General features: G+C 59.1%; 22 protein-coding genes and 1 pseudogene. 9 read left to right on the top strand and 14 right to left on the bottom strand.

What is annotated here, in order from left to right:
• The first annotated feature begins 11 nt into the window (after window positions 1–11).
• On the top strand, window positions 12–272 hold the full coding sequence (locus HHJ16_RS13920; RefSeq protein WP_296901521.1) for a nitrogen fixation protein FixH: 261 nt from the start codon (window positions 12–14) through the stop codon (window positions 270–272).
• A 43-nt stretch (window positions 273–315) separates the two neighbouring features.
• Complete coding sequence (locus HHJ16_RS13925) at window positions 316–609, top strand: hypothetical protein (protein WP_296901523.1); 294 nt, start codon at window positions 316–318, stop codon at window positions 607–609.
• A gap of 53 nt (window positions 610–662) precedes the next feature.
• Here the strand turns inward: HHJ16_RS13925 and fnr are convergent, their stop codons facing one another.
• Window positions 663–1,388: a fumarate/nitrate reduction transcriptional regulator Fnr gene (fnr, locus tag HHJ16_RS13930; RefSeq protein ID WP_296901856.1), complete on the bottom strand. Its 726-nt coding sequence runs from the start codon at window positions 1,386–1,388 to the stop codon at window positions 663–665.
• A 238-nt stretch (window positions 1,389–1,626) separates the two neighbouring features.
• Between fnr and hemN the strand changes: the two genes are divergently transcribed.
• The 4 genes and pseudogenes from hemN to HHJ16_RS13950 all read left to right on the top strand — a co-directional run bounded on the left by hemN (window position 1,627) and on the right by HHJ16_RS13950 (window position 5,198).
• The gene (hemN, locus tag HHJ16_RS13935; protein ID WP_296901525.1) at window positions 1,627–3,009 is read left to right on the top strand and encodes an oxygen-independent coproporphyrinogen III oxidase; all 1,383 of its coding nucleotides are present in this window, start codon (window positions 1,627–1,629) and stop codon (window positions 3,007–3,009) included.
• A 9-nt stretch (window positions 3,010–3,018) separates the two neighbouring features.
• Entirely contained in the window at window positions 3,019–3,696 is a 678-nt protein-coding gene (locus tag HHJ16_RS13940) for a sulfite exporter TauE/SafE family protein (RefSeq protein ID WP_296901527.1), read from the top strand.
• Between the two features lie 216 nt (window positions 3,697–3,912).
• A pseudogene (locus HHJ16_RS13945) lies at window positions 3,913–4,411 on the top strand (transposase); the annotation flags it as partial.
• 196 nt (window positions 4,412–4,607) lie between these two features.
• Window positions 4,608–5,198 carry a hypothetical protein gene (locus HHJ16_RS13950; protein ID WP_296901529.1) on the top strand — a complete coding sequence of 197 codons (591 nt, stop codon included), beginning with the start codon at window positions 4,608–4,610 and terminating at the stop codon, window positions 5,196–5,198.
• On the opposite strand, the gene HHJ16_RS13955 is transcribed toward HHJ16_RS13950, so the two are convergent.
• The 10 genes from HHJ16_RS13955 to HHJ16_RS14000 form a co-directional block, all read right to left on the bottom strand.
• Window positions 5,191–6,075: a murein L,D-transpeptidase gene (locus HHJ16_RS13955; RefSeq protein ID WP_296901530.1), complete on the bottom strand. Its 885-nt coding sequence runs from the start codon at window positions 6,073–6,075 to the stop codon at window positions 5,191–5,193. The genes HHJ16_RS13950 and HHJ16_RS13955 overlap by 8 nt on opposite strands.
• Before the next feature lie 10 nt (window positions 6,076–6,085).
• Entirely contained in the window at window positions 6,086–7,069 is a 984-nt protein-coding gene (locus HHJ16_RS13960; RefSeq protein ID WP_296901531.1) for a zinc-dependent alcohol dehydrogenase family protein, read from the bottom strand.
• A gap of 73 nt (window positions 7,070–7,142) precedes the next feature.
• A complete protein-coding gene (locus HHJ16_RS13965) occupies window positions 7,143–8,600 on the bottom strand; it encodes an NAD(P)H-hydrate dehydratase (protein ID WP_296901533.1) in 1,458 nt (485 codons plus the stop codon).
• A 28-nt stretch (window positions 8,601–8,628) separates the two neighbouring features.
• Entirely contained in the window at window positions 8,629–9,663 is a 1,035-nt protein-coding gene (locus tag HHJ16_RS13970; protein ID WP_296901534.1) for a zinc-dependent alcohol dehydrogenase, read from the bottom strand.
• A gap of 287 nt (window positions 9,664–9,950) precedes the next feature.
• Window positions 9,951–11,333: an NAD-dependent succinate-semialdehyde dehydrogenase gene (locus HHJ16_RS13975; protein ID WP_296901536.1), complete on the bottom strand. Its 1,383-nt coding sequence runs from the start codon at window positions 11,331–11,333 to the stop codon at window positions 9,951–9,953.
• 191 nt (window positions 11,334–11,524) lie between these two features.
• Window positions 11,525–11,665 carry a hypothetical protein gene (locus tag HHJ16_RS13980; RefSeq protein WP_296901537.1) on the bottom strand — a complete coding sequence of 47 codons (141 nt, stop codon included), beginning with the start codon at window positions 11,663–11,665 and terminating at the stop codon, window positions 11,525–11,527.
• Window positions 11,666–11,814: 149 nt separating this feature from the next.
• The gene (locus HHJ16_RS13985; RefSeq protein WP_296901539.1) at window positions 11,815–13,065 is read right to left on the bottom strand and encodes a hypothetical protein; all 1,251 of its coding nucleotides are present in this window, start codon (window positions 13,063–13,065) and stop codon (window positions 11,815–11,817) included.
• 140 nt (window positions 13,066–13,205) lie between these two features.
• On the bottom strand, window positions 13,206–13,322 hold the full coding sequence (locus tag HHJ16_RS13990) for a hypothetical protein (RefSeq protein ID WP_296901857.1): 117 nt from the start codon (window positions 13,320–13,322) through the stop codon (window positions 13,206–13,208).
• A gap of 66 nt (window positions 13,323–13,388) precedes the next feature.
• Complete coding sequence (locus tag HHJ16_RS13995) at window positions 13,389–13,913, bottom strand: sigma-70 family RNA polymerase sigma factor (RefSeq protein ID WP_296901541.1); 525 nt, start codon at window positions 13,911–13,913, stop codon at window positions 13,389–13,391.
• A gap of 74 nt (window positions 13,914–13,987) precedes the next feature.
• A complete protein-coding gene (locus HHJ16_RS14000; RefSeq protein WP_296901542.1) occupies window positions 13,988–15,487 on the bottom strand; it encodes an AMP nucleosidase in 1,500 nt (499 codons plus the stop codon).
• A 107-nt stretch (window positions 15,488–15,594) separates the two neighbouring features.
• On the opposite strand from HHJ16_RS14000, the gene phnC reads away from it, so the two are divergent.
• Genes phnC through phnE form a run of 3 tightly spaced genes read left to right on the top strand, consistent with a single transcriptional unit; the run spans window position 15,595 to window position 18,277 of the window.
• The gene (gene phnC, locus HHJ16_RS14005) at window positions 15,595–16,458 is read left to right on the top strand and encodes a phosphonate ABC transporter ATP-binding protein (protein WP_296901544.1); all 864 of its coding nucleotides are present in this window, start codon (window positions 15,595–15,597) and stop codon (window positions 16,456–16,458) included.
• Between the two features lie 35 nt (window positions 16,459–16,493).
• Complete coding sequence (gene phnD / locus HHJ16_RS14010; RefSeq protein WP_296901545.1) at window positions 16,494–17,459, top strand: phosphonate ABC transporter substrate-binding protein; 966 nt, start codon at window positions 16,494–16,496, stop codon at window positions 17,457–17,459.
• A gap of 32 nt (window positions 17,460–17,491) precedes the next feature.
• Window positions 17,492–18,277 carry a phosphonate ABC transporter, permease protein PhnE gene (gene phnE / locus HHJ16_RS14015; protein ID WP_296901858.1) on the top strand — a complete coding sequence of 262 codons (786 nt, stop codon included), beginning with the start codon at window positions 17,492–17,494 and terminating at the stop codon, window positions 18,275–18,277.
• Window positions 18,278–18,444: 167 nt separating this feature from the next.
• Here phnE and phnN read toward each other — a convergent pair whose 3' ends face one another.
• From phnN to phnF, 3 genes are read right to left on the bottom strand one after another with little or no spacing between them, the layout of a single operon-like run.
• A complete protein-coding gene (gene phnN / locus HHJ16_RS14020; protein ID WP_296901546.1) occupies window positions 18,445–18,984 on the bottom strand; it encodes a phosphonate metabolism protein/1,5-bisphosphokinase (PRPP-forming) PhnN in 540 nt (179 codons plus the stop codon).
• A complete protein-coding gene (locus HHJ16_RS14025; RefSeq protein WP_296901548.1) occupies window positions 18,981–19,676 on the bottom strand; it encodes a DUF1045 domain-containing protein in 696 nt (231 codons plus the stop codon). Before HHJ16_RS14025 ends, phnN begins: the two co-directional genes overlap by 4 nt.
• Entirely contained in the window at window positions 19,673–20,431 is a 759-nt protein-coding gene (gene phnF / locus HHJ16_RS14030) for a phosphonate metabolism transcriptional regulator PhnF (protein WP_296901550.1), read from the bottom strand. The genes HHJ16_RS14025 and phnF overlap by 4 nt, the downstream gene beginning before the upstream one ends.
• Between the last annotated feature and the right edge of the window lie 45 nt (window positions 20,432–20,476).

Below are 20,476 nucleotides of genomic sequence, written 5' to 3' on the forward strand. Positions count from 1 at the left end.
ATGGAACCGTAATGCAAGACAAACAAACAGAACGCTGGTGGCAGTTCGGCCATGTGTGGCTGGTAATTGCCGGGCCAGCGATTGTGGTAGTGGCCTCATTTATCACCTTGTATTTGGCTATCACTATTCCGGATCCTGTAATTACTGCCGATGTACGGCGTCAGGCAGAGCTAGTCGATAAGCCGGATACGGGTTCTGCTTCGAACTTGGCACCCGCAATGCAAGCCCGGAACCATGCGGCAACCGGTGTTTCTGAGACACCAAAACCGTGAAGTTCTGAGTTAACCTATAACCTTTACAAGATACATAAAGAACATGCTAGCCCGTCGATTAATGTGGATTGTCTGGCCCGCCTTTCTCGTCGCCGGGCTGATTGAAGTGATGGTGTTTGCGGTGGTGGATCCGCGGGACCTGCAGTGGTTTGGTCATCCGCTGACAATGTCTCGTCAAAGTTTCTACACCCTTGCCTTTTTCGCTTTCTGGATTCTCACCATGGGCGCCAGTGCGTTGACGACGCTACTCGGTATATCTTCTGTCGAAGTTAATCGCTGTCCGTTGCCGGTCGATGCACGTCCAGAGGGTTGCCCCAAAGACGGTGGAAGTTGCTAGATTCAGGCGGGGTCGGCTACTTGACGCCCAAATCGTCAGGAACTGAACGGGCTTTAAGGACAAGGTTGCTGATTGTTGTTTACGATCAGCTTTAAGGCACTGGTGTCCATGATGCGGACATGTCGTTGCTTGACCTCCACGATGCCGTCTTCTACGAACTTTGAGAAGGTTCGGCTCACCGTCTCAAGTTTCAGACCGAGATAGCTGCCGATTTCCTCGCGCGTCATGCGCAAAAGGAGTTCTGACTGCGAGAATCCGCGGGCGTGTAAGCGTTGTACCAAGTTGAGCAGGAATGCGGCCAGACGCTCTTCGGCGCGCATGCTACCGAGCAAAAGCATCACGCCGTGCTCACGCACGATCTCTCGGCTCATGATTTTGTGTACATGACGCTGCAAGGCCGTGATCTCACGTGAAAGTTCCTCTATACGATCAAATGGCATGACGCATACTTCGGCGTCTTCCAGCGCCACGGCGTTACAGGTGTGATGGTCGTTCACGATACCATCCAGACCGATAATTTCACCTGCCATTTGAAAGCCCGTTACCTGATCGCGTCCATCTTCGGTGGTAATACAGGTCTTGAAGAAGCCCGTTCGAATCGCATACAGCGAAGCGAATTTCTCGCCATTGCTGTACAGCCTCACCCCCCGCTTGACCTTGCGGCGGATGGCAACGACTTCATCGATTCTCTGCAGTTCGTCGGCATTCAGGCCCATCGGCATGCACAATTCACGCAGGTTGCAGTTTGAGCAGGCGACCTTGATGGCATGTGAATTCATAGGCAAAATTTTGGCATCGCCGGTGGCGTCTGGTCGTTGCCCCATCCCCAAGGCTGACTGAGTGACATCAAACATAGCATTCTCCTGAGAGGGGTTCGTTGTCTGACGCCGGACTTTGTTTGCTGTTGATCTACGTCAAGAAGGCACTGCGCGTTTCGCGGCACATTGGATACTTCTATTCTGTGTCCATGGGTACATGTGCCTACGTGCTGTCATGAACGCTATTACAACCGATTGTATGCCCACCCTCTCTCCAGAATTGATTCAGCGTTTTGACGTGTCGGGTCCGCGATACACTTCCTACCCCACCGCAGACCGCTTTGTTGAGGCATTTACCTCCGATCACTTTACCCAGGCGCTGGAGCAGCGTCGCGACGGAGCGCGAGCCATGGTGTTGCCGTTATCGCTTTATGTGCACATCCCTTTTTGCGAATCGCTGTGCTACTTTTGCGCCTGCAACAAGATCATCACCAAGCATCATGATCGTGGCGCAGCTTACTTGTGTTACCTGAGTCGGGAGGTTGATCTTCACACCGCCCATCTAGGCGTTGGCCAGACCATCAGTCAGCTGCATCTGGGGGGGGGTACGCCTACGTTCTTGAGCGACAGCGAACTGCAGGAATTGATGACGATGCTGCGGCGCAGCTTTACGTTTGCACCGGGGGGGGAATACTCCATTGAAGTCGATCCCCGCACCGTGAATGCTGCACGGCTTGCCAAGCTGGCCGCGTTGGGTTTCAACCGGCTGAGCTTTGGTGTTCAGGATTTCGACCCTGCCGTGCAAAAGGCCGTCCATCGGGTCCAACCGGCGGAGCAGGTGTTCGCTCTGGTCGAGTCGGCGCGCACTCTTGGTTTCGAGTCGATCAATGTTGATCTGATTTACGGCCTGCCTCAGCAAACGCCGGAATCGTTTGATCGCACGCTTGAACAGATTATTCAATTGCGACCAGACCGGATCGCGTTGTACGCCTACGCACATCTGCCGGAGCGATTCAAGCCGCAGCGACATATCCAAACCAGCGAGCTTCCCACCGGGGGGACCAAAGTGTCCATGCTGTCGCGTTCGCTTTCCGCGCTGCAGAGTGCTGGCTATGTCTACGTGGGCATGGATCACTTCGCCTTGCCTACCGATTCACTGGCTGTGGCCAAGCGCCAAGGACGGTTGCACCGCAATTTCCAAGGGTACAGCACGCAGCCAGACTGTGACTTGATTGGTCTTGGCGTATCTGCCATTGGCAAAGTAGGCGCGACCTACAGCCAGAATGCAAAGACTATGGAAGAGTATTGCGACTTTCTAGATCAGGGTCGTCTGCCGGTGGTGAGGGGCTTGGCCCTTACGCGTGACGATCTGGTGCGGCGTACGGTCATCATGGCGCTGATGTGCCATGGTCAGTTGCCGTTCGAGTCGATCGAGCTTGCCCACCTCATTGATTTCAAAAGCTACTTCGCCGCTGAACTAGTGACCTTGCGTTCTATGGAAGAGCAGGGCTTAATCGAGATCAACGATACCAGCATCCTGGTCACGGCCATGGGCTGGTTCTTTGTGCGCGGCGTCGCGATGGTGTTTGATCGTTACCTTCAGGCTGACCGTACGCGTGCAAGGTTTTCGAAGATCATCTAAAACTGGATCATGCAAACATCTCTGGCTGTGACGGCATTGCTTATGGGGCTAGCTGGCGGGCCTCACTGCATTGCCATGTGCGGTGCGGCCTGCGCCGGCATCGGCAAGGCCGCGGGCAAAAACAGCACCTCAGCCATCTGGACCTTCCAGGCAGGCCGTTTGGTCAGCTATTCGGCCTTGGGCGCTGTGGCGGCCGCCTCCATGCAGGGTATGGGCTGGCTAACCACCCAAACGGCCGTCATGCGACCGGTTTGGACCATGTTTCATGTGGCCGCGATGGTGCTGGGACTTACGCTCTTGTTGTTGGCCCGTCAGCCGGTCTGGTTGGACACGACTGCCAAGCGGGTCTGGAACAAAGTGCGCGATCTCCATGCCGTCTGGGGGCGGGGCGCGCCACTTGGTGTTGGTCTGCTTTGGGCTTTTATGCCATGCGGCCTGCTTTACTCTGCTCTCTTGGTGGCGGCGCTTAGCGGTGGTCCGCTGGATGGCGCGCTGACCATGGCGCTGTTTGCGCTCGGCAGCAGCGTGTCCTTGATGATCGGCCCCTGGTTGCTACTGCGCCTGCGTGGCGGTGGGACAGGGGAGTGGGGCATCCGCTTGGCCGGGCTGGCGCTGGCGGCGACCTCCGGCTGGGCCTTGTGGATGGGACTGGTGCATAACGCTGCACCGTGGTGTGTGACCTCTTGAGAGACGGAGCACGCGGGGACTCGCACCCTGCCTGAAGTTATCAGTTCACCCGCGAGTATGCGGATGCATTTCTGCAACACCGAAAACGAATGCCAATTCGCACTTACCTCAGAGGCCGAATCGGGGGTGTACGAAGTTTTGTGTAAACGGTCTTTAGGCAGGAAGCTGCTGTCTTGCATGGAGCAACGATGATCGTAGACATGAAACCGCTTACCCGTGGACCTGATTGACGGACTACTGGCGGACTACAAGAGACCCGAAGAATGGATAGGCCAGAACGGCCTCTTGAAGCAGCTCACAAAGGCCCTGGTCGAGCGGGCACTGCAAGCCGAGGTGACTGACCACCTGGGCATGACAAGAACCAGCTGGTGGCCAACGAAGCAGGCAACACCTGCAACGGGTGTAGCCAGAAAACGCTCAAAGGCGACTTTGGCTCACTGCCCATTGATATCCCACGCGACAGAGCCGGGACGTCCGAGCCTCGACTCATCACCAAGCACCAGACCCGCAGGAAGCGGCTTTGACGACAAGATACTGTCGCTGTACGCACGGGGCATGACGGTGCGCGAGATTCAAAGCCATTTGCAGGAGCTGTACGTCGCCGAGGTCTCGCCCACGCTGATTTCCTCGGTGACCGACGCCGTTCTGGATGAAGTCAAAGCCCTGGCAGTCGCGCCCGCTCGATGCGCTGTACCCCATCGTTTACATGGACTGCATGAAAGAGGCGCTGGGACTGTTCACACCGGTGATCGACGGCGGCAATACCAGCGCTTTGTGACCCCGCCACCAGTTACTGATGTTGACAATGATGTGGCAAGTCGCGCAGGTTTTCTCGTCAAGCAGCATGCCGACAACGGCGTTGCAGCTGCGAGGGTGCGGATCATCGCGGCGGTGAGGTATGCTGGTTTTCCATGAACGAACAAATCAACGATCTGCTTCAAAAAATGGCTGCGCTGGAGGCTGAACTGCAAACCGCCGTGCATAAACAGGAAAGCCGGGTGTTTTTTGAGATCAAGGGCAAGCGTGTCGAGTTTGAGCATTCAGTCAAAGAAGCGCACCGCAAACTCAAAACCAATGTTTTCCGCTGGCTGGTGACAGATCGGCCGCAAAACCTGATTACCGGGCCGCTGATCTACGGCATGGTGGTTCCCTTGTTGATGCTGGATATTTGCGTCAGCTTCTACCAGTGGACGTGTTTTCCGATCTATGGCATCGCCAAGGTGCGGCGCTCAGACTATCTGGTGTTTGACCGGCGGCATCTGGCTTACCTCAACATCATTGAAAAGTTTCACTGCACCTACTGCGAATATGGCAACGGCCTGCTGGGCTACATGGCCGAAATTCTGGCGCGCACAGAGCAATACTTTTGCCCCATCAAACACGCCCGCAAAATTCTTGCTCCCCATTCACGCTACAAGCGCTTTCTGGCCTACGGCGAGGCTGATGCCTATGAAGCAAAGCTGGAGGAGTTTCGAGTGGCGCTGGGCAAAGAAGTCAAATAGCCGGAAGTCCTTCGGTTGGTGAAACCGGAGGCGGCGCAATAGGTGGCAGCGTTGACCCGGGCAGCGGCGACCAGGCAGGTCGCTCAGTCACCTGCGAATCAACAATCACCATGTAGCGACCAGGCCAGGGCACGATCTGACGACCAGGCTTGATCACCCACAATTTTTCCCCGTTCGCCAGCGCCGTTTCATAGTCCGCATCGAGAACGCCGTGGTTGTCGATAAAGACGTTCAGTGTGCTCGGAATGCGAATACAGCCTTCGGATTCAACCCGTCCCAGGCGGGGCTCCAGCACTTTTGGGTCGGTGGCATGCATCTGCAGCCGCATTTTGCTGCTGCCACCGTCCCCCCAGCCGCGCTCGGCAAGCTGCCAGCCAAAATCAAAAACCCGCATGTTCCGTAAGCCATAACCACGAATATGGTTTTTATTCAGCGTGCCTTCGGCGCGGAAGTCGGGGCTGTCCAGTGAGTGTGGAAAGACACCCAGCGGTGTTGTGAAATGCTCAAAAGTACCAACTTTTCCGGTGGAAACCGCCGTCGCACCCAGCCAGAACCAGCCGCCAGCGGGTATTTTCACCACCACAAACGCGGCTTGCACGTTCGGACTGCGATCAACCAACACAAAGGCCTGCGCAGTTGTGTCCGTGATGGCCGCTGCTGCCAGGGAAAGTTTCAATAGTTCAAGGTATTGCTGCTGATCGGCGACTGGAACGTCAAGCCGGTGATCGACCTCCCGTTCAAATTGCTCGCGCCATCGCTGCGGCTCCGCAGCGCCTGTCTCCGCACCATCCGTGTGACCACGTCTTGAAAAAGCCATCAGACCGCCGAGTATCAGGAGTCGGCGTCGGTTATGCAGCAATCCAGTTGGGTTACTCATACGCCAACTTTCAAGGCACCAACACCGCAGCGCCGTCAAACCGGCCCGCCCGCAGATCAGCCAAAGCCTGGTTAGCCTGATTCAACGCATAGCGCGTGGTTTTGGTGACCAGGCCCATTTCGGGAGTTTTTTGTAAGAATTCGATGCCGTCCTGCCGCGTCAGGTTGGCGACTGACAACAATTGCCGCTCTTCCCACAGCAATTTGTAGGCAAAAGCAGGAATGTCACTCATGTGTATGCCCGCGCACACCACGCGCCCGCCTTTGCGCAGCCCCTTGAGCGCTATCGGCACCAGGCTGCCAACTGTCGCAAAAATGATAGCCGCGTCCAGCAGCTCTGGCGGCATGTCATCAGAGCCGCCGGCCCAGACTGCGCCCAGACTTTTGGCAAAAGCCTGGGTTGCCACGTCACCTGGTTTTGTAAAAGCAAATACCCGCCGTCCCTGCCAGCGAGCCACCTGGGCGACGATATGGGCTGCCGCGCCAAAGCCGTAAAGTCCCAGATTTTTAGCGTTGTCTGTCATGCCCAGAGAGCGCCAGCCAATCAAACCTGCACACAGCAAGGGCGCCAGTGCCACATCTTCGCCCGATTCACCCAACGCAAATGCAAAACGCGCATCGACAACGGTTGCCGTGGCGAAGCCACCGTCGCGGGTGTAACCGGTAAACAGAGGCTGGTCACACAGGTTTTCACGCTGCATCCTGCAATAAGGGCAAACGCCGCAGGTATGACCGAGCCATGGTACGCCCACACGCTCACCCAGCCGCAGCCCCTTCACGCCAGCGCCCATTGCGTCAATACGTCCCACAATTTCGTGGCCCGGAATGATCGGCAGCATGGGATCGGGCAGTTCGCCGTCAACAACATGCAAATCAGTACGGCAAACGCCGCAAGCCGTGACTTTGACCCGGATTTCACCGGGACCGGGCAAACGATCTGCCAGCTCCGTCCATTCAAGCGGAGCGCCGATTTGTTTCAAAACCATGGCGTGCATTACTTTTGCCCCTTCATTTTGATATTAAATACTTAGCTGCTCGTGCATGCAGCGATTGCGCTGCGGCCAGTTTTTATTGAAACAATGATCTCAACACCGCAGGCAAGGCATCGGGCAAATCCTCCGCCATCAGACCAGGGCCAAACGCCGTGGCGGCAGCCCCATGCAGCCACACTGCGGCCGAGGCGGCCGGAAAGGGCGCCATGCCCTGAGCCAGCAAGCCCAGCACCATGCCGCCCAATACGTCTCCCGCGCCTGCGGTAGCCAGCGTGGCCGGTGCGTTGGTGTTGATAACCGCTCTGCCATCGGGCGCGGCAATCACGGTATCAGCGCCTTTCAATACCACCACAGCGCCGCTGCGGCGGGCGGCAGCGCGGGCGCGTGTGAGTTTGTCGCCAGTGGCATCAAACACGCGGTCGAACTCGCCCTCGTGCGGGGTGATGACACAGGGTCCGACGATGGCGCGGTCAAGCAGCGCCGGGTCGCGTTCAAAAACCGTGATGGCATCGGCGTCGAGCAAGGTGGCGCGGCCCGTTGCCAGCATGGCCAATGCCGCTTTGAGCGTATTTTCACTGGCACCCGCGCCAGGGCCAATCAGTAGCGCCGTAAAGCGTTTGTCGAGCAGCAGACGCAGCAGGTCTGGCAGTCCGGCCATCGGCTGCACCATGATGCTGGTTAGCGCGGCGGCGTAAACCGGCAAGGCCTCTTCGGGCACCACAATCGTCGTCAACCCTGCACCCATGCGCGCTGCGGCTCGCGCCGCCATCCGGGCCGCGCCGGTCATGGGATAAGCGCCATAAACCAGTGCATGGCCACGCGTGTATTTGTTGCCGCCCGGTAACGGCTCGGTCAGGTAGGTCCGCCAGAGTGCCGGGTCGTTCTCAAAAGTGTCAGGCACCACCTGCGTCCAAACCGATGTCGGCGTGCCGATGTCGGCCACCACCAGCTCGCCGCACAAAACCCGACCCGGCAGCAGCAAGTGCCCCGGCTTTTTGCGGAAAAACGTTACTGTCAACACTGCAGGTACCGCTCCCATGACCTCGCCGGTGTTGCCCATGAGGCCGCTGGGCACATCAATCGCCACGATGGGGATCTGCTTTTCAGCGGCAGCGGCCAGCGTCTCGAAGGCTGGGCCGTGCAGTGGGCGGGTCAAACCGGCGCCAAAAAGCGCGTCGACTAACAGCTCTGCACCCTGCAGCGCGGCGTGCGACACCCGCTCGACCGGCCCATGCCAATGCGCCGCGTGGTAGGCCGCCTCGCCTGCCAGATCTTTACGCTCCCCCAGCAAGGCAAGCCGAACCGGCCAACCCGCATCCAGCAGCTGCAGCGCCACCACAAAACCATCCCCGCCGTTATTGCCAGGCCCGCAAAGCACGGTAACGGCACGCGGCGACCAGCGCTGCAGGATTTCATGCGCTACCGCCCTGCCTGCGTTGTGCATCAGCTGTACGCCTGAAATGCCAGCGGCGACCGACAGGCGATCGGCTTGCGCCATCTGGCTAACGTCAAGCAAGGCGGTTTTCAGATTCATGTCCGTCGAGGCTTCAGCTTGCATCTGCTCAGCGACCTGCAAACTCAAGCACCACACGCGAAGGCACGTCGCCGGTTTTCAAGCGTTGCAACACTGAATTGATGGCCGACAGCGGTTGCAGCTCAATATCGGCCTTGACCTTGCCATTCGCTGCAAAAGCCAGCGCCTCGGCCATGTCGCGGCGGCTGCCCACAAAAGAGCCGCGAATCGTGATGCAGTTGGCCACCACGTCAAACAGCGGTGTGGGAAATTCACCCGGCGGAATACCCACCAGCACGCAGGTACCCCATTTGCGCGTCATGCCCACACCTTGCTTAAAGGCTGGCAGCGATGGCGCGGTAATCAGCACGCCATGCGCGCCGCCGCCGGTGGCCTTGATGACCTCGGCAACCGGGTCGCCCTGTTTGGCATTGACCAGCGCATCGGCGCCTAGCTTTTTGGCATGGGCCAGCTTGCCGTCGTCGATGTCAACCGCACACACCTGCAAACCCATGGCTTTGGCGTACTGAACGCCCAAATGCCCCAAGCCGCCTACACCCGAAATCACCACCCATTCGCCTGGCCTGGCCTGAGTTTCCTTGATGCCTTTGTAGGACGTGAGGCCGGCACAGATCAGCGGTGCCGCAGCGCGTGCCGCAAGACCAGCGGGAATGCGGGCAACGTAGTTGGGGTCAGCCACGATGTATTCGGCAAAACCACCGTTTTTGGTGTAGCCGCCAAACTGCGCCTCAGCGCAGACCGGTTCGCGTGCGGCCAGGCAATATTCGCAATGCCCGCAGGCTGAATACAGCCACGGTACACCGACCCGGTCACCTTCCTTCACTGCGCTAACACCCGCGCCCAACGCCGTGACGATGCCAATACCCTCATGCCCCGGCGTGAAAGGCAAACCGGGTTTAAGCGGCCAGTCGCCTTCAGCCGCATGCAGGTCGGTATGGCAGACCCCGCACGCCTCGGTTTTGACCAGTACCTGGCCCGGGCCGGGTGTGGGAATGTCAACTTCCCGAATGACTAGCGGGTGGCCGAATTGCTCTACAAAAGCGGCTTGCATTTTGGGGTTCATGGGGTCGTCCTTAAGGTTAACTTACTTGCCGAAACGAAACCTAAAAAGAAAGCTGAAAATCGCGCTTCAGGCGACTCAACCGAGGCCGTGAACCGCGTGCGTTTCTTTCAACCTGGCAACGTTCATGTGCGCATCATGGTGTTGCGGTCGTCCCATCACGCCCAGTCTCAGGCGCAAACTGCTGCAGCTAGCGCGGCGCATGCGACAACCCTCAGAAATATGATTTTGAAGAGGGGTTCATGTAAGCGCTGACCGGCAATTTCCCGCTGACCAGAACGTCTCCAGATTCAGGCGGGTGCGTCCATCACCACCGTGCGCACGAGTTTTTTGTTCACAAACTCCTGAATGCCCATATTGCCCAGCTCGCGCCCGTAGCCGGAGTCCTTGATACCGCCAAAAGGCAGTTCTGCGTCGGTCCAGTCGATGTTGTTGACAAACATCATGCCGGTGTCAACCTGGCTGGCCACCCGCTTGCCGCGCGCGGCGTTTTTGGTCCAGACCGAGCCCCCCAAACCAAAGTCAGAGTCATTGGCCAGGGCAATTGCCTCTGCTTCGTCTTTGACGCGAAAAAATGAAACCACCGGGCCAAAAAACTCGTCCCTGAAAGCCGGGTTGCCGGGTTTGATGTCAGTCAGGATGGTGATTTCCATGAACGAGCCGGGCCGCTTTATGCGCTTGCCGCCCATCAGCACCTTGGCACCATGCACCACAGCTTCATCGACCTGATGCACCAGTTGCAGCAAGGCCGCTTCGGTGGACAACGGTCCGTGGGTCGTGGCCTCCAGCATCGGGTCGCCTACCTTCAAGGCCGACAAGGCGGTTTTGAACTGCTCAATAAACTTGTCGGCAATCGACTCCAGCACGATGAAGCGTTTTGCGGCGCAGCAGGTTTGCCCGCCGTTGTACATGCGACCCCACACCGCCCACGGAATGGTTTTGGCCAGGTCGGCATCGTCCAGCACGATAAAAGCGTCGCTGCCACCCAGTTCCATAGACGACTTTTTCAGGTTTTGACCCGCCCGCGCTGCAATGCTGCGGCCGGCCACTACGCTGCCAGTCAAGGCCACGCCCTTGATGCGTACGTCGTCAATCAGCTTTTCTGACTGTTCATGCGAAATGACCAGATTGGTGTACAGGCCCGCCGGAGCGCCCGCATCCAGCAGCAGTTTTTCAAACGCCATCGCGCATTGCGGCACACAGCCGGCATGTTTGACCACCAGCGTGTTACCCGCCATCAACTGCGGGCCAGCGACGCGCGCCAGCTGGTAGTAGGGGAAATTCCAGGGTTCTACACAAAATAGTACACCAAAAGGCGTGCTTTCCATATGCGCTTCACCTGATTTAGGATGCAGTTTTTGAGGGGCCAGAAAGGCTTCGGCGTGCTGCGCGTAGTAGCTCAGAATGTCGGCGCTGAATTTGACTTCACCTCGCGCCTCATTGATGCGCTTGCCCATCTCCAGCGTCGCCAGTTTTGCAAAGTCGTCCACATGTCCACGCATCAGTGTGGCGGCTTTTTCAAGGATGACGGCCCGCTCGGCGTAGGTTTTGGTCTTCCAGCTGGTGAAACAGGTTTGCGCTGTGGCAACAGCGTGTTCAAGCTGCGAGTCTGTCAGCTCCTTAAACGTCTTGTCGACTTTGCCATTAAAGGGGTTGATGCTTTGGTACGCCATATGAAAGTGCTTTCATAAACTTCGCAGGCTGCAGAACCCGGAATTGAGCGCTGAAGGCTTTACGAGTGACAGAAATAGTGTGGCTTTAATCAGCTTGCGCGTCTGTTACCTGGCGAACACTGCCGTTCTCGGCGTTGGTAGGACCGATCTGTCGGGTCTAAAAGAAGGGCGTTGATGGGTAGGGTTACTGGCTAATGGGCTAACGGGATACTGTCAGCCGCAAGGCTTTGTAAAAGGCGTACGACCGCCTGCAGCGTGCCGTGCCCAATCACGAATTTATCGTGCACCTGTTTGCTCGCCTCGCCGTAAAAAGGTGTCGTCAGGTGGTCCATTCGGCATGACCAAATCTACGGTCAGCGCAATCTGACGCGTTCCCAGCCTAGCGACCACTGAAAAGAGCCAAGAGTTCACACACCGCGGTACTTCGTCAAAAAAATCCAGGCGTCGCCGAGGTGAAGGAAGACCAGGGTCTGATACGGCGTCATGGTCGTTCCATGCGCCGGCGCAACAGCACAACCAAGATACTTGCTGATACGACAGTCGCGCCGACCGTCCAAGCCAGCACGGCGGGGAGCCCGGTGCGATAGTGCCAGGTGGCGATACTGGCAGCGATAAAGCCAATTTCGGTGGCACCAAACACCACCGTGAGCCAGAACTGCATTTGCGTCATGCGCTGCTGATAGCGAGTGGTCAGCGCGAAGCTGACCGTTTCCAGTCGATCCATCAGGGCGTCGTAGAGCTCGACGATGCCAAGCAATCGCTCGCCGTCCTCGGCCACTGCATCGCCGAAGCGGGTCGCCGCCAGGGTCGCGCCGTAGTATTCCTCAAGCCCGTCGGTGACTTGCTGCTTGAGTTCGAGCAAACCGTCGATGCTGGCCGGCGTGGACAAGGTGAGCCGTTGGTAGAGTTGTAGCAGCACGGCGCGCTCGACCAGCAGCAGCTCCAGCGTGACCAGGAAAGGCACGGCGCTTCGTGGCGGCAAGCCCGACGCGACGGCTTCTGGGGCGGTGTCGTCTTCGCTGTCGTGAATGTCGAGTGCCGCGCGGCGTCCCAGTAGGGTGATGCCCCCCTCGCGAGCGCAATAATCTCGCGCCAATTCGGCGTCGATCACCGCAGGCTTGAGCGCGCGCATCGAACGGTCGCGCCACAGCATTCTGACGATGTCGGCGGAGTGCCTGGCGGTGAAGGCGGCCAACGGCTGTTGGGGCAAGCGTACGACGCTGCACGGCAAGTATTGTCGGTAGGCGCGGCTTCCGCCGAGCGCCCGGTTCAGCGGCAGCAGCGCCTGCCAGACGCGCGTTGCGAGGCTGCCTTCGGCATGTTCGTCAAGCCGGGAGATCAAGCGCTTTGCATCAAAATCTTGCGGCTGCCCTGGCTGCCACACCTCCCACAGCGCGGCACCGGAAATATGCGTGAACAAGTGCACGTCGATTACGGTTGGCGCGTGGGGATCGTCCGGCGATGCGGTTAGCGTGAGGCGCCCCATCGGTAGGTGGGTGAGTCGTCCCCCTTCAATGAAGGCCTGCCCCAGGACATGGCTCTCGGTTTCGTAGCGCAACGCCCGATAGGTCGCCGCCTCTTGCGCTGAAAACGGTGTCAGAGCCGCAGCGTGAGCGGCCGCCGTGACCTCCAGCAGGCCGACCCGGCGATCAAGCGACACCGTGAACAGCAACGCAAACCCCGCGGCGACTCGAAGCGTCGTCGGTGCCGGCGTGGCAGAGGTGTCGGTCATACCGCCCAGTCGCCGTGGGTCAGCGCATCAGGGAACGGTTCGTGGAACGTCATCGCCGGTTGCTCCCACGGAGGGAAAGATAAAGAGGTTTCATGCGTCTTATGCTACGGCATCCAGGCAAATCGCAGCGTGCGCTAACGCTAACGAGCAGTTAAGGGTACAGGCGGTAACCGTGAGCCATGGCTGGTTTTTTCGCGGCTGGGCACACCACCGGCGTGCACCACCTTGCCGTTGCTGACGACCCCTGGCGCGGACATCACGCGGTCGCTCAGGAGCTTGCGCAGGGGGGCCACTTATCCCGACGCTCGGGTTGAAGCCTGTGTTTAATGGCGCGGCACAAAATCCGCCACGCGGCCGGCATCGTCAAGCTGCACCTGGCAGGCTTGTGTCATGCGCTCTTTCAGTCGCAGGCGTGCGCGCTGCAAGCGTGACTTGGCTGCGCTCAGGCTCAGCCCGCGCGCAGCGGCGAATTGCGCTTGAGGTATGCCTTGCAGGTCACACTGGGTGATAGCGTCGCGGTCCTCGTCGCTCAACTCCAACAGCACCCGCGGCAGGCAGGAGGTGAGGCTATCGACGGTGTCCGTTTCATCCGCCGGCGTGGCCAAGTCCTCGGGTAAATCCACCGTCTCACGGACCACGCGCAATTGATCGGCCAGCGTGTTGCGCGCCACCTCAAACAGCCAGGCGCGCGCGTTGTGGACCGAGCAGAAGCGTTCGCCCTGGCGCAGCGCTTTCAGGAACAAGTCCTGCATCAGGTCGTCGGCTTCCGCCGCATTACTCAGGCGGCGCCGCGCCCAGTTATGTAACTCGCCCTTGTGAGCCGCCCAGGCAGTGGTCAGACAGTTCATGGTGAGTCAATAAGTGGCGGCGTCCCAGCGATCGGGCCGGTGAAGGGCCCGCGCGCGAGCGCGAAACCGTGGGCCTACTGGAATGCCACCTCCGAAAAACTGCGTAGCTTGCGGCTATGCAACTGGCTGATGCCTTGGCCGCGCAGCAGTTCGATAGCGCGAATCCCGATGCGCAAGTGCTGATCAACGCGCTCGCGGTAAAAATGGTTGGCCATACCCGGCAGTTTGATTTCGCCATGCAGGGGTTTGTCGCTGACACATAGCAAGGTCCCGTAGGGCACACGAAAGCGAAAACCGTTGGCGGAAATGGTGGCGCTTTCCATATCCAGTGCGATCGCCCGGCTCTGGCTGAAGCGACGTTGCACCAGGTTGCTGGGCAACAACTCCCAGTTGCGGTTGTCGGTTGAGGCCACGGTCCCCGTGCGCATGATGCGTTTGAGTTCCAGGCCCTCTGCGTGTGTCACGTCTTGTACCGCCTGCTCAAGCGCCAGCTGGATTTCAGCCAGCGCGGGGATCGGCACCCACAGCGGCAGTTCTTCGTCAAGCACGTGGTCCTCGCGCACATAACCGTGGGCCAGCACATAGTCGCCAAGCTGCTGGCTATTGCGCAGACCCGCGCAATGGCCCAGCATGATCCAGGCGTGCGGCCGCAACACGGCGATGTGGTCGGTGATGTTTTTGGCGTTGGCGGGCCCTACGCCGATATTGACCATCGTGATGCCGGTGCGGTCCGAACGCAGCAGGTGGTAAGCCGGCATTTGCGGCTGGCGCGGCGGCGCTACCCCCAATTCGTCGCCCGCCAGAGCGGGCAAACCGACGCGGCGCGTCACCACATTGCCGGGCTCCACAAAAGCGATGTACTCGCTGTGGGGATCGGCCATCGTCTCGTGGCCGAAGCGCACGAACTCGTCAATATAAAACTGGTAATTGGTGAACAGTACAAAGTTCTGGTACCACTCCGGCGACGTACCGGTGTAGTGACGCAAACGCTGCAGCGAGTAGTCCACGCGCGCGGCGGTAAACAACGCCAGCGGTTGCGGCTCACCGGGGCGCGGTTCAAACGTTCCGTTGGCGATGCCGTCGTCCATGGCCGCCAAGTCGGGCAAGTCAAAGACATCCCGCATCAAGAGCCGGCGCGCCGCACTCATCGTGCCCTCGATGTGGTCATTCTCGGCAAACGAGAAGTGGATAGGAATCGCCTGGGTACTGGTGCCCACCTCCAGTTCAACGTTATGGTTTTGCAGCAGCAGCCGGAATTGCTCGAGGTAATAGTCGCCATACAGGTCAGGCCGGGTCAGCGTGGTTTCATAGTGGCCTGGCCCAGCCACAAAGCCATAACTGAGTTGCGAAATGTCTGGCGTTTCAAGAATAGCGCGCGCCACCGTATCGGTGTGAATGCGTACGAAGGGGTAGCAGGCGCGCACATGGCCAGACAGCGTTTCACCTGCTACGTAGCGTTGCATGGCCTCGCGCAAATGGGCAATCTGCTGCTCGTAAATGGTCCGGACCTGTGCCAGCGCGGCAGCAGGGTCGTGGTAGCGGATGGGGGCGATGAAAGGCGGGAGGTAGGGCATGGGGCTTATTGTGCTACGCCGTGGCAGGGGGGATGAAATGTCAGGGCTTGACACGAAAACGACACATTGCGGCCCTAGATTCAAGCGCTTCAACACCGGGAAAAACGATGGAAGCTGCAATTCAAATCAACACACTGAGCAAAACCTTCGCCAATGGCCGCAAAGCCTTGCAGCGGATTGATCTGAGCATTGCCCCCGGTGAAATGGTGGCGCTGATCGGGGCTTCAGGGTCCGGAAAATCCACTTTGCTGCGGCATATGGCAGGCCTGATGGCGGGCGATACGTCGGCATCGGGGTCGATCGTCATTCACGGCCGGACGGTGCAGTGCAACGGAAAAATTGCTTCCAACATCCGGTCGGTTCGATCCGGTATTGGCTTCGTTTTTCAGCAGTTCAACCTGGTGGGCCGCTTGCCGGTGATCGTCAATGTGCTGGCCGGCACGCTGCACCGGATGCCATTGTGGAGAAGTCTGACGCGCTGGTTTACACCCCAGGAAAGGGCCAACGGCATTGAAGCCCTGCGCCGCGTCGGTATTGCCGACTGTTGGGCTCAGCGCGCCTCCACCCTTTCAGGAGGCCAACAGCAGCGCGCCGCCATTGCACGGGCGATGGTGCAGGGTGCCAACGTCGTGCTGGCGGATGAGCCCATTGCCTCGCTTGATCCCGAGTCGTCGCGCAAGGTCATGGATATCCTGGCACGCGTCAACCGGGAAGATAAATGCACTGTGGTGGTGTCGCTGCATCAAGTCAATGTCGCCATGAAGTATTGCGTCCGCACGGTCGCCCTGCATCAGGGAAAAGTCGTTTATGACGGCCCCTCGATCGGGCTGACGCCCGCGGTGCTGCGGGAACTGTATGGGGCAGAAGCCGATGACATCTTGTCCCTTGGCGATGCAATTTCCAGCTTGGAAGACAAAGCAAGACCCCACCCTCATCTCGCATGGCCGGTGCCCCTGGCGCAGGCCGCCTGAACTTCAGCTCGTTTCAACTTACCAAGGAATTGTTCATGATTAAAAAGCTGCTGGCCGGCCTGGCCGTGACTGCGCTGATCGCATCAGCGCCCGCAGGCGCGCAGGAATTGAAAGAACTCAATTTCGGCATCATCTCGACCGAATCCTCGCAGAATCTCAAGCCATACTGGCAGCCCGTGCTTGAAGACATGGCTAAAAAGACAGGCTACAAAGTGAATGCCTTCTTTGCCTCGGACTATGCAGGCATCATCGAAGGAATGCGTTTTGGCAAAGTGCATGTGGCCTGGTTCGGTAACAAGTCGGCGATGGAGGCTGTGGACCGGGCCGGCGGCGAGGTGTTCGCGCAGATGGTTAACGCCGACGGCACCCAGGGCTACTACTCACACCTCCTCGTGCACAAAGACAGCCCGATCAAGTCGCTGGAGGATGTGCTCAAGAACGCAAAAAATCTGTCGTTCGGCAACGGCGACCCCAACTCGACCTCGGGCTACCTGGTGCCTGCCTATTATGTTTTTGCGATAAACAAGTTGGATGCCAAAACTGCATTCAAGGTCACGCGCAGCGCGAACCATGAGAGCAACGCCCTGGCAGTGGCCAACAAACAGGTGGACGTCGCAACCTGCAACAGTGAAACCATGGACAAGCTGAAGGTGACCATGCCCGACAAGTTCAACGCCCTCCGCACGGTGTGGACCTCGCCCCTGATTCCGCTGGACCCGCTGGTGATGCGCAAAGACCTCCCTGAGGCCGAAAAACTGAAGATCAAAGAGTTTTTCTACAGCTATGGCAAGGGTTCCCAGCAGGAAAAAGACAACCTGATGAAGCTTTCCAAGCTGTCGGGCTTCAAGCCGTCGACCAACGCGCAATTGATCCCGATTCGCCAACTTGAACTCTTCAAGGAAAAAAGCAAGTTTGAGGCGGATGCTGCCCTGCCGGCTGCCGAGAAGCAAAGCAAGCTCACCGAGATCGACCGCAAGCTCGCCGAGCTGGCGAAGAACTGAGCCTGCCGGTGCGTACCCCTGCTCATCTTCCGGTGGAGTCGCTGCGAGTGCTACCCCAAGTGCCGCGCGCCAACCTGCTCGGCCTGATGGCTTGGGGCGTGCTGATTGCGCTGCTGGCGGGCTCGTGGAAAGGTGCGGACATGCGTCCGCTCGATCTGCTGCGGGATTCGGGCAATATGGTCGAGTACGCCGCCAGTTTTTTTCCGCCCAACTTCCGGGAGTGGCGCTATTACCTGCAGGAGATGGTGGTGACGGTGCAGATAGCGCTCTGGGGCACCGCGATCGCCGTGGTCTGCGCCGTGCCACTGGCCTTGTTGTGTTCAACCAATATCGCGCCGGTCTGGGTCAGGCAACCGGTGCGACGCCTGATGGACGCAGCGCGCGCAATCAATGAGATGGTGTTCGCGATGTTGTTCATCGTCGCCGTGGGCCTGGGGCCGTTTGCCGGCGTGCTGGCGCTGTGGATTCATACCACCGGCATTCTGGCAAAACTGTTTTCGGAGGCCGTCGAAGCGATCGACCCGCAGCCGGTCGAGGGCATCCGCGCCACTGGCGCCAATGCGCTGGAGGAAATACTCTACGGCGTCATTCCCCAGGTGCTTCCGCTTTGGATTTCTTATACCCTTTACCGCTTCGAGTCCAATGTGCGCTCGGCCTCAGTCGTGGGCATGGTCGGGGCCGGCGGTATCGGCGTGGTGTTGTGGGAAATCATTCGCAGCTTTCAGTACGCGGAAACCTGCGCGGTGATGATCATCATTGTCATCACGGTGAGCGTCATCGACCTGATTTCGGCCCGTATCCGCAAAGCGTTAATTTAAAAATTGCCGGGTTATTGCGAATGAAGCAGCGTACGTTGCAACCCGCCTAACGGGGTCCTCAGCAGGTGGGCTGCAGCGCGAGTTAGTGGTAGCAGCACCATTGCGCCATTCGACTTATCTTCTTGCAGCTACGGGATTACTGCCCGGCATCGACCGGGAAGGAAACTTTAGACTGAGCCGCTCAGGTAGTCTGCCAAGCGGCGTCCGGCGGCGGCCAACTCCGCGTCGTTGACGATCACACAGTCTGCTTTCATTTCCTCAAAACGTGCGTTGCGCGCCAGTCGTTCGGCGACGGCACTTGATCCGTCCCTGCCGCGCTGCCTCAGGCGGTCGGCCAACTGGTCTGGCGCTGCTGTGATGTGCACCACCCGCACCCCCGGCAAAGGCGGGAGTTGGTTGACGTGGCTGCGGGAACCGTTTATCACCACGATGCGTCCCGCGTTCACGTCTGCCGCATAGTGTTGCCCAATGCCGTAGAAAAAACCATGCGCCTGCCAATGCCAGCACAGGCCGCCGGCCTGCGCCAACGCGTGGAAGTCGGATTCAGTCACGGGGTCGTGGTCTGAACCTGCCTGCATGGCGCGCGTCACCAGGCGGCGTGAAAACACAATAGTCTGCCGGGATGACAAGGCCTGACGCGCCGAGGCGATGACGCTGTCTTTACCGGCTCCTGACGGGCCACAGACAAACACCCAGGCCCCGCTCATGCGGACAGCGCCACGTCAGCAATTCGCTGAAACGCTGCCCCCGGCGTTCTTTCGACAAAAAGACACAGGTGGTCGAGCGACAGCGCAGGGCCCCGGTTGAGTTGGGACACGCTTTCCGTCAACGCGTGGCCGACGCGTGATGCTGCAGAACTCTCCATCGGCCCGCTCAGTGTCAAGTGAAAGCGAAACCGATCCATGACATACGGGTAGCCGTACAGGGCCAGCAACTCGGCCTCACGCGCATCGAGATTCAGGTTGCCGCGTCGAGCGAGGTCGGTCGCCCGAAGGGCTGCACGGAAGTCGTCAAGTTCAAGCACGCACGCGCTCGCAAGCGCCTGCAGTCCGGCATGGTTGGTGTCGGGAATGAGCGCCACAAAATTGCCCAGTGTGGCTACGCGCAGCGGGCTTAGTACGACCGGCTCCAGGGTGCTTGCAAGCTTGCGCAGGCGCGCCAGAAGGCCGGTCTCGTCATGCGTGGCGGCCAGTCGGAATGGCGGTTTCAAGGTGGCGTGGAATCCATAGCGCCGGGGTTCGGCGGTGATTCGTGCGAGCTCTGCCGGCGGGATATCTTCAAGCTGCGGTTGCGGCAATGCGCTGTGATCGTATTCGTTGCGACCCAGCCAGTGAGCACCGAATTCCCACCAGGGAGAGTGCCTTTTTGGGGAAAAATAAACCGCATACCGCGCGCTCATGCGAGATCCCCTGCACTGACGACGAGCTGAACCCGGTCGCCGCAAAACACCGTCTCGCCGTACTTGATGGGCTGGCCCTGCATATCTTCATCCAGACACTCCACACACAGTAGCGGCCGGGTGCTGAGCTGCTTCAGCAGCCGAGCGGTTTCGCTCGAAGGCATTTGCGTGGTGATGCGACTTTCCGCGCGAACATAGTCCTGAACGCCAAAATGGCGCAGGATTTCCGTGGTGTGCGTGTCGCTATGGAGCATGTCGAGCAAGCCGGCGAATCGCAGCGCCGGGTAATAGGCGGTCGCCAGTCCGATCGGTTCACCATTCGCCTCATCGAGCATTTCAACCATCAGTACTTTCGCGGATTTGTCCAGCTTGAGCTCATGCGCTGCGCGCTCAGGGGCCAGAATTTCCCGGGCTGTCAGTAACTGGTTACTGGGTAGCAGGCCCTGACGACGCAAGTTTTCACTGAAGCGGGTTCGGCGCGAGAGCGCGTAGTCAAGCAACTCGTGCTGAACAAACATGCCGCGTCCCGGTTCGATGCGCACCAGGCCATCGACCTGCAAGGCCGCAACGGCTTGGCGCAGCGTATGGCGGTTGACCCCAAAGCGCGCGGCGAGTTCATTTTCGCTGGGCAGGCGACCGGTTGCGGTGAAAGCGCGATCGCGAATTTCGGTGCGGAGCGTATCCGCAATCTGCTTCCAGACCGAGACGCCACTGCGCCGGCCGGGCGCGCTGAAAAGGGAAGGTTCGCTTGTCATCATTTGGTCATGTTGTCCGGTTGAACTAGGCGTTACGAGAACACA

It is taken from the genome of Polaromonas sp. (assembly GCF_012927485.1).
In the GTDB taxonomy this organism is placed as follows: domain Bacteria; phylum Pseudomonadota; class Gammaproteobacteria; order Burkholderiales; family Burkholderiaceae_C; genus Polaromonas.

Excerpts from the sequence above, each read along its gene's own strand:
- HHJ16_RS13920 (WP_296901521.1), top strand. The coding sequence starts at position 12 with ATGCAAGACAAACAAACAGAACGCTGGTGGCAGTTCGGCCATGTGTGG.
- HHJ16_RS13925 (WP_296901523.1), top strand. The coding sequence starts at position 316 with ATGCTAGCCCGTCGATTAATGTGGATTGTCTGGCCCGCCTTTCTCGTC.
- fnr (WP_296901856.1), bottom strand. The coding sequence starts at position 1,388 with ATGAATTCACATGCCATCAAGGTCGCCTGCTCAAACTGCAACCTGCGT.
- hemN (WP_296901525.1), top strand. The coding sequence starts at position 1,627 with ATGCCCACCCTCTCTCCAGAATTGATTCAGCGTTTTGACGTGTCGGGT.
- HHJ16_RS13940 (WP_296901527.1), top strand. The coding sequence starts at position 3,019 with ATGCAAACATCTCTGGCTGTGACGGCATTGCTTATGGGGCTAGCTGGC.
- HHJ16_RS13950 (WP_296901529.1), top strand. The coding sequence starts at position 4,608 with ATGAACGAACAAATCAACGATCTGCTTCAAAAAATGGCTGCGCTGGAG.
- HHJ16_RS13955 (WP_296901530.1), bottom strand. The coding sequence starts at position 6,075 with ATGAGTAACCCAACTGGATTGCTGCATAACCGACGCCGACTCCTGATA.
- HHJ16_RS13960 (WP_296901531.1), bottom strand. The coding sequence starts at position 7,069 with ATGCACGCCATGGTTTTGAAACAAATCGGCGCTCCGCTTGAATGGACG.
- HHJ16_RS13965 (WP_296901533.1), bottom strand. The coding sequence starts at position 8,600 with ATGAATCTGAAAACCGCCTTGCTTGACGTTAGCCAGATGGCGCAAGCC.
- HHJ16_RS13970 (WP_296901534.1), bottom strand. The coding sequence starts at position 9,663 with ATGAACCCCAAAATGCAAGCCGCTTTTGTAGAGCAATTCGGCCACCCG.
- HHJ16_RS13975 (WP_296901536.1), bottom strand. The coding sequence starts at position 11,333 with ATGGCGTACCAAAGCATCAACCCCTTTAATGGCAAAGTCGACAAGACG.
- HHJ16_RS13980 (WP_296901537.1), bottom strand. The coding sequence starts at position 11,665 with ATGGACCACCTGACGACACCTTTTTACGGCGAGGCGAGCAAACAGGTG.
- HHJ16_RS13985 (WP_296901539.1), bottom strand. The coding sequence starts at position 13,065 with ATGACCGACACCTCTGCCACGCCGGCACCGACGACGCTTCGAGTCGCC.
- HHJ16_RS13990 (WP_296901857.1), bottom strand. The coding sequence starts at position 13,322 with ATGTCCGCGCCAGGGGTCGTCAGCAACGGCAAGGTGGTGCACGCCGGT.
- HHJ16_RS13995 (WP_296901541.1), bottom strand. The coding sequence starts at position 13,913 with ATGAACTGTCTGACCACTGCCTGGGCGGCTCACAAGGGCGAGTTACAT.
- HHJ16_RS14000 (WP_296901542.1), bottom strand. The coding sequence starts at position 15,487 with ATGCCCTACCTCCCGCCTTTCATCGCCCCCATCCGCTACCACGACCCT.
- phnC (WP_296901544.1), top strand. The coding sequence starts at position 15,595 with ATGGAAGCTGCAATTCAAATCAACACACTGAGCAAAACCTTCGCCAAT.
- phnD (WP_296901545.1), top strand. The coding sequence starts at position 16,494 with ATGATTAAAAAGCTGCTGGCCGGCCTGGCCGTGACTGCGCTGATCGCA.
- phnN (WP_296901546.1), bottom strand. The coding sequence starts at position 18,984 with ATGAGCGGGGCCTGGGTGTTTGTCTGTGGCCCGTCAGGAGCCGGTAAA.
- HHJ16_RS14025 (WP_296901548.1), bottom strand. The coding sequence starts at position 19,676 with ATGAGCGCGCGGTATGCGGTTTATTTTTCCCCAAAAAGGCACTCTCCC.
- phnF (WP_296901550.1), bottom strand. The coding sequence starts at position 20,431 with ATGACAAGCGAACCTTCCCTTTTCAGCGCGCCCGGCCGGCGCAGTGGC.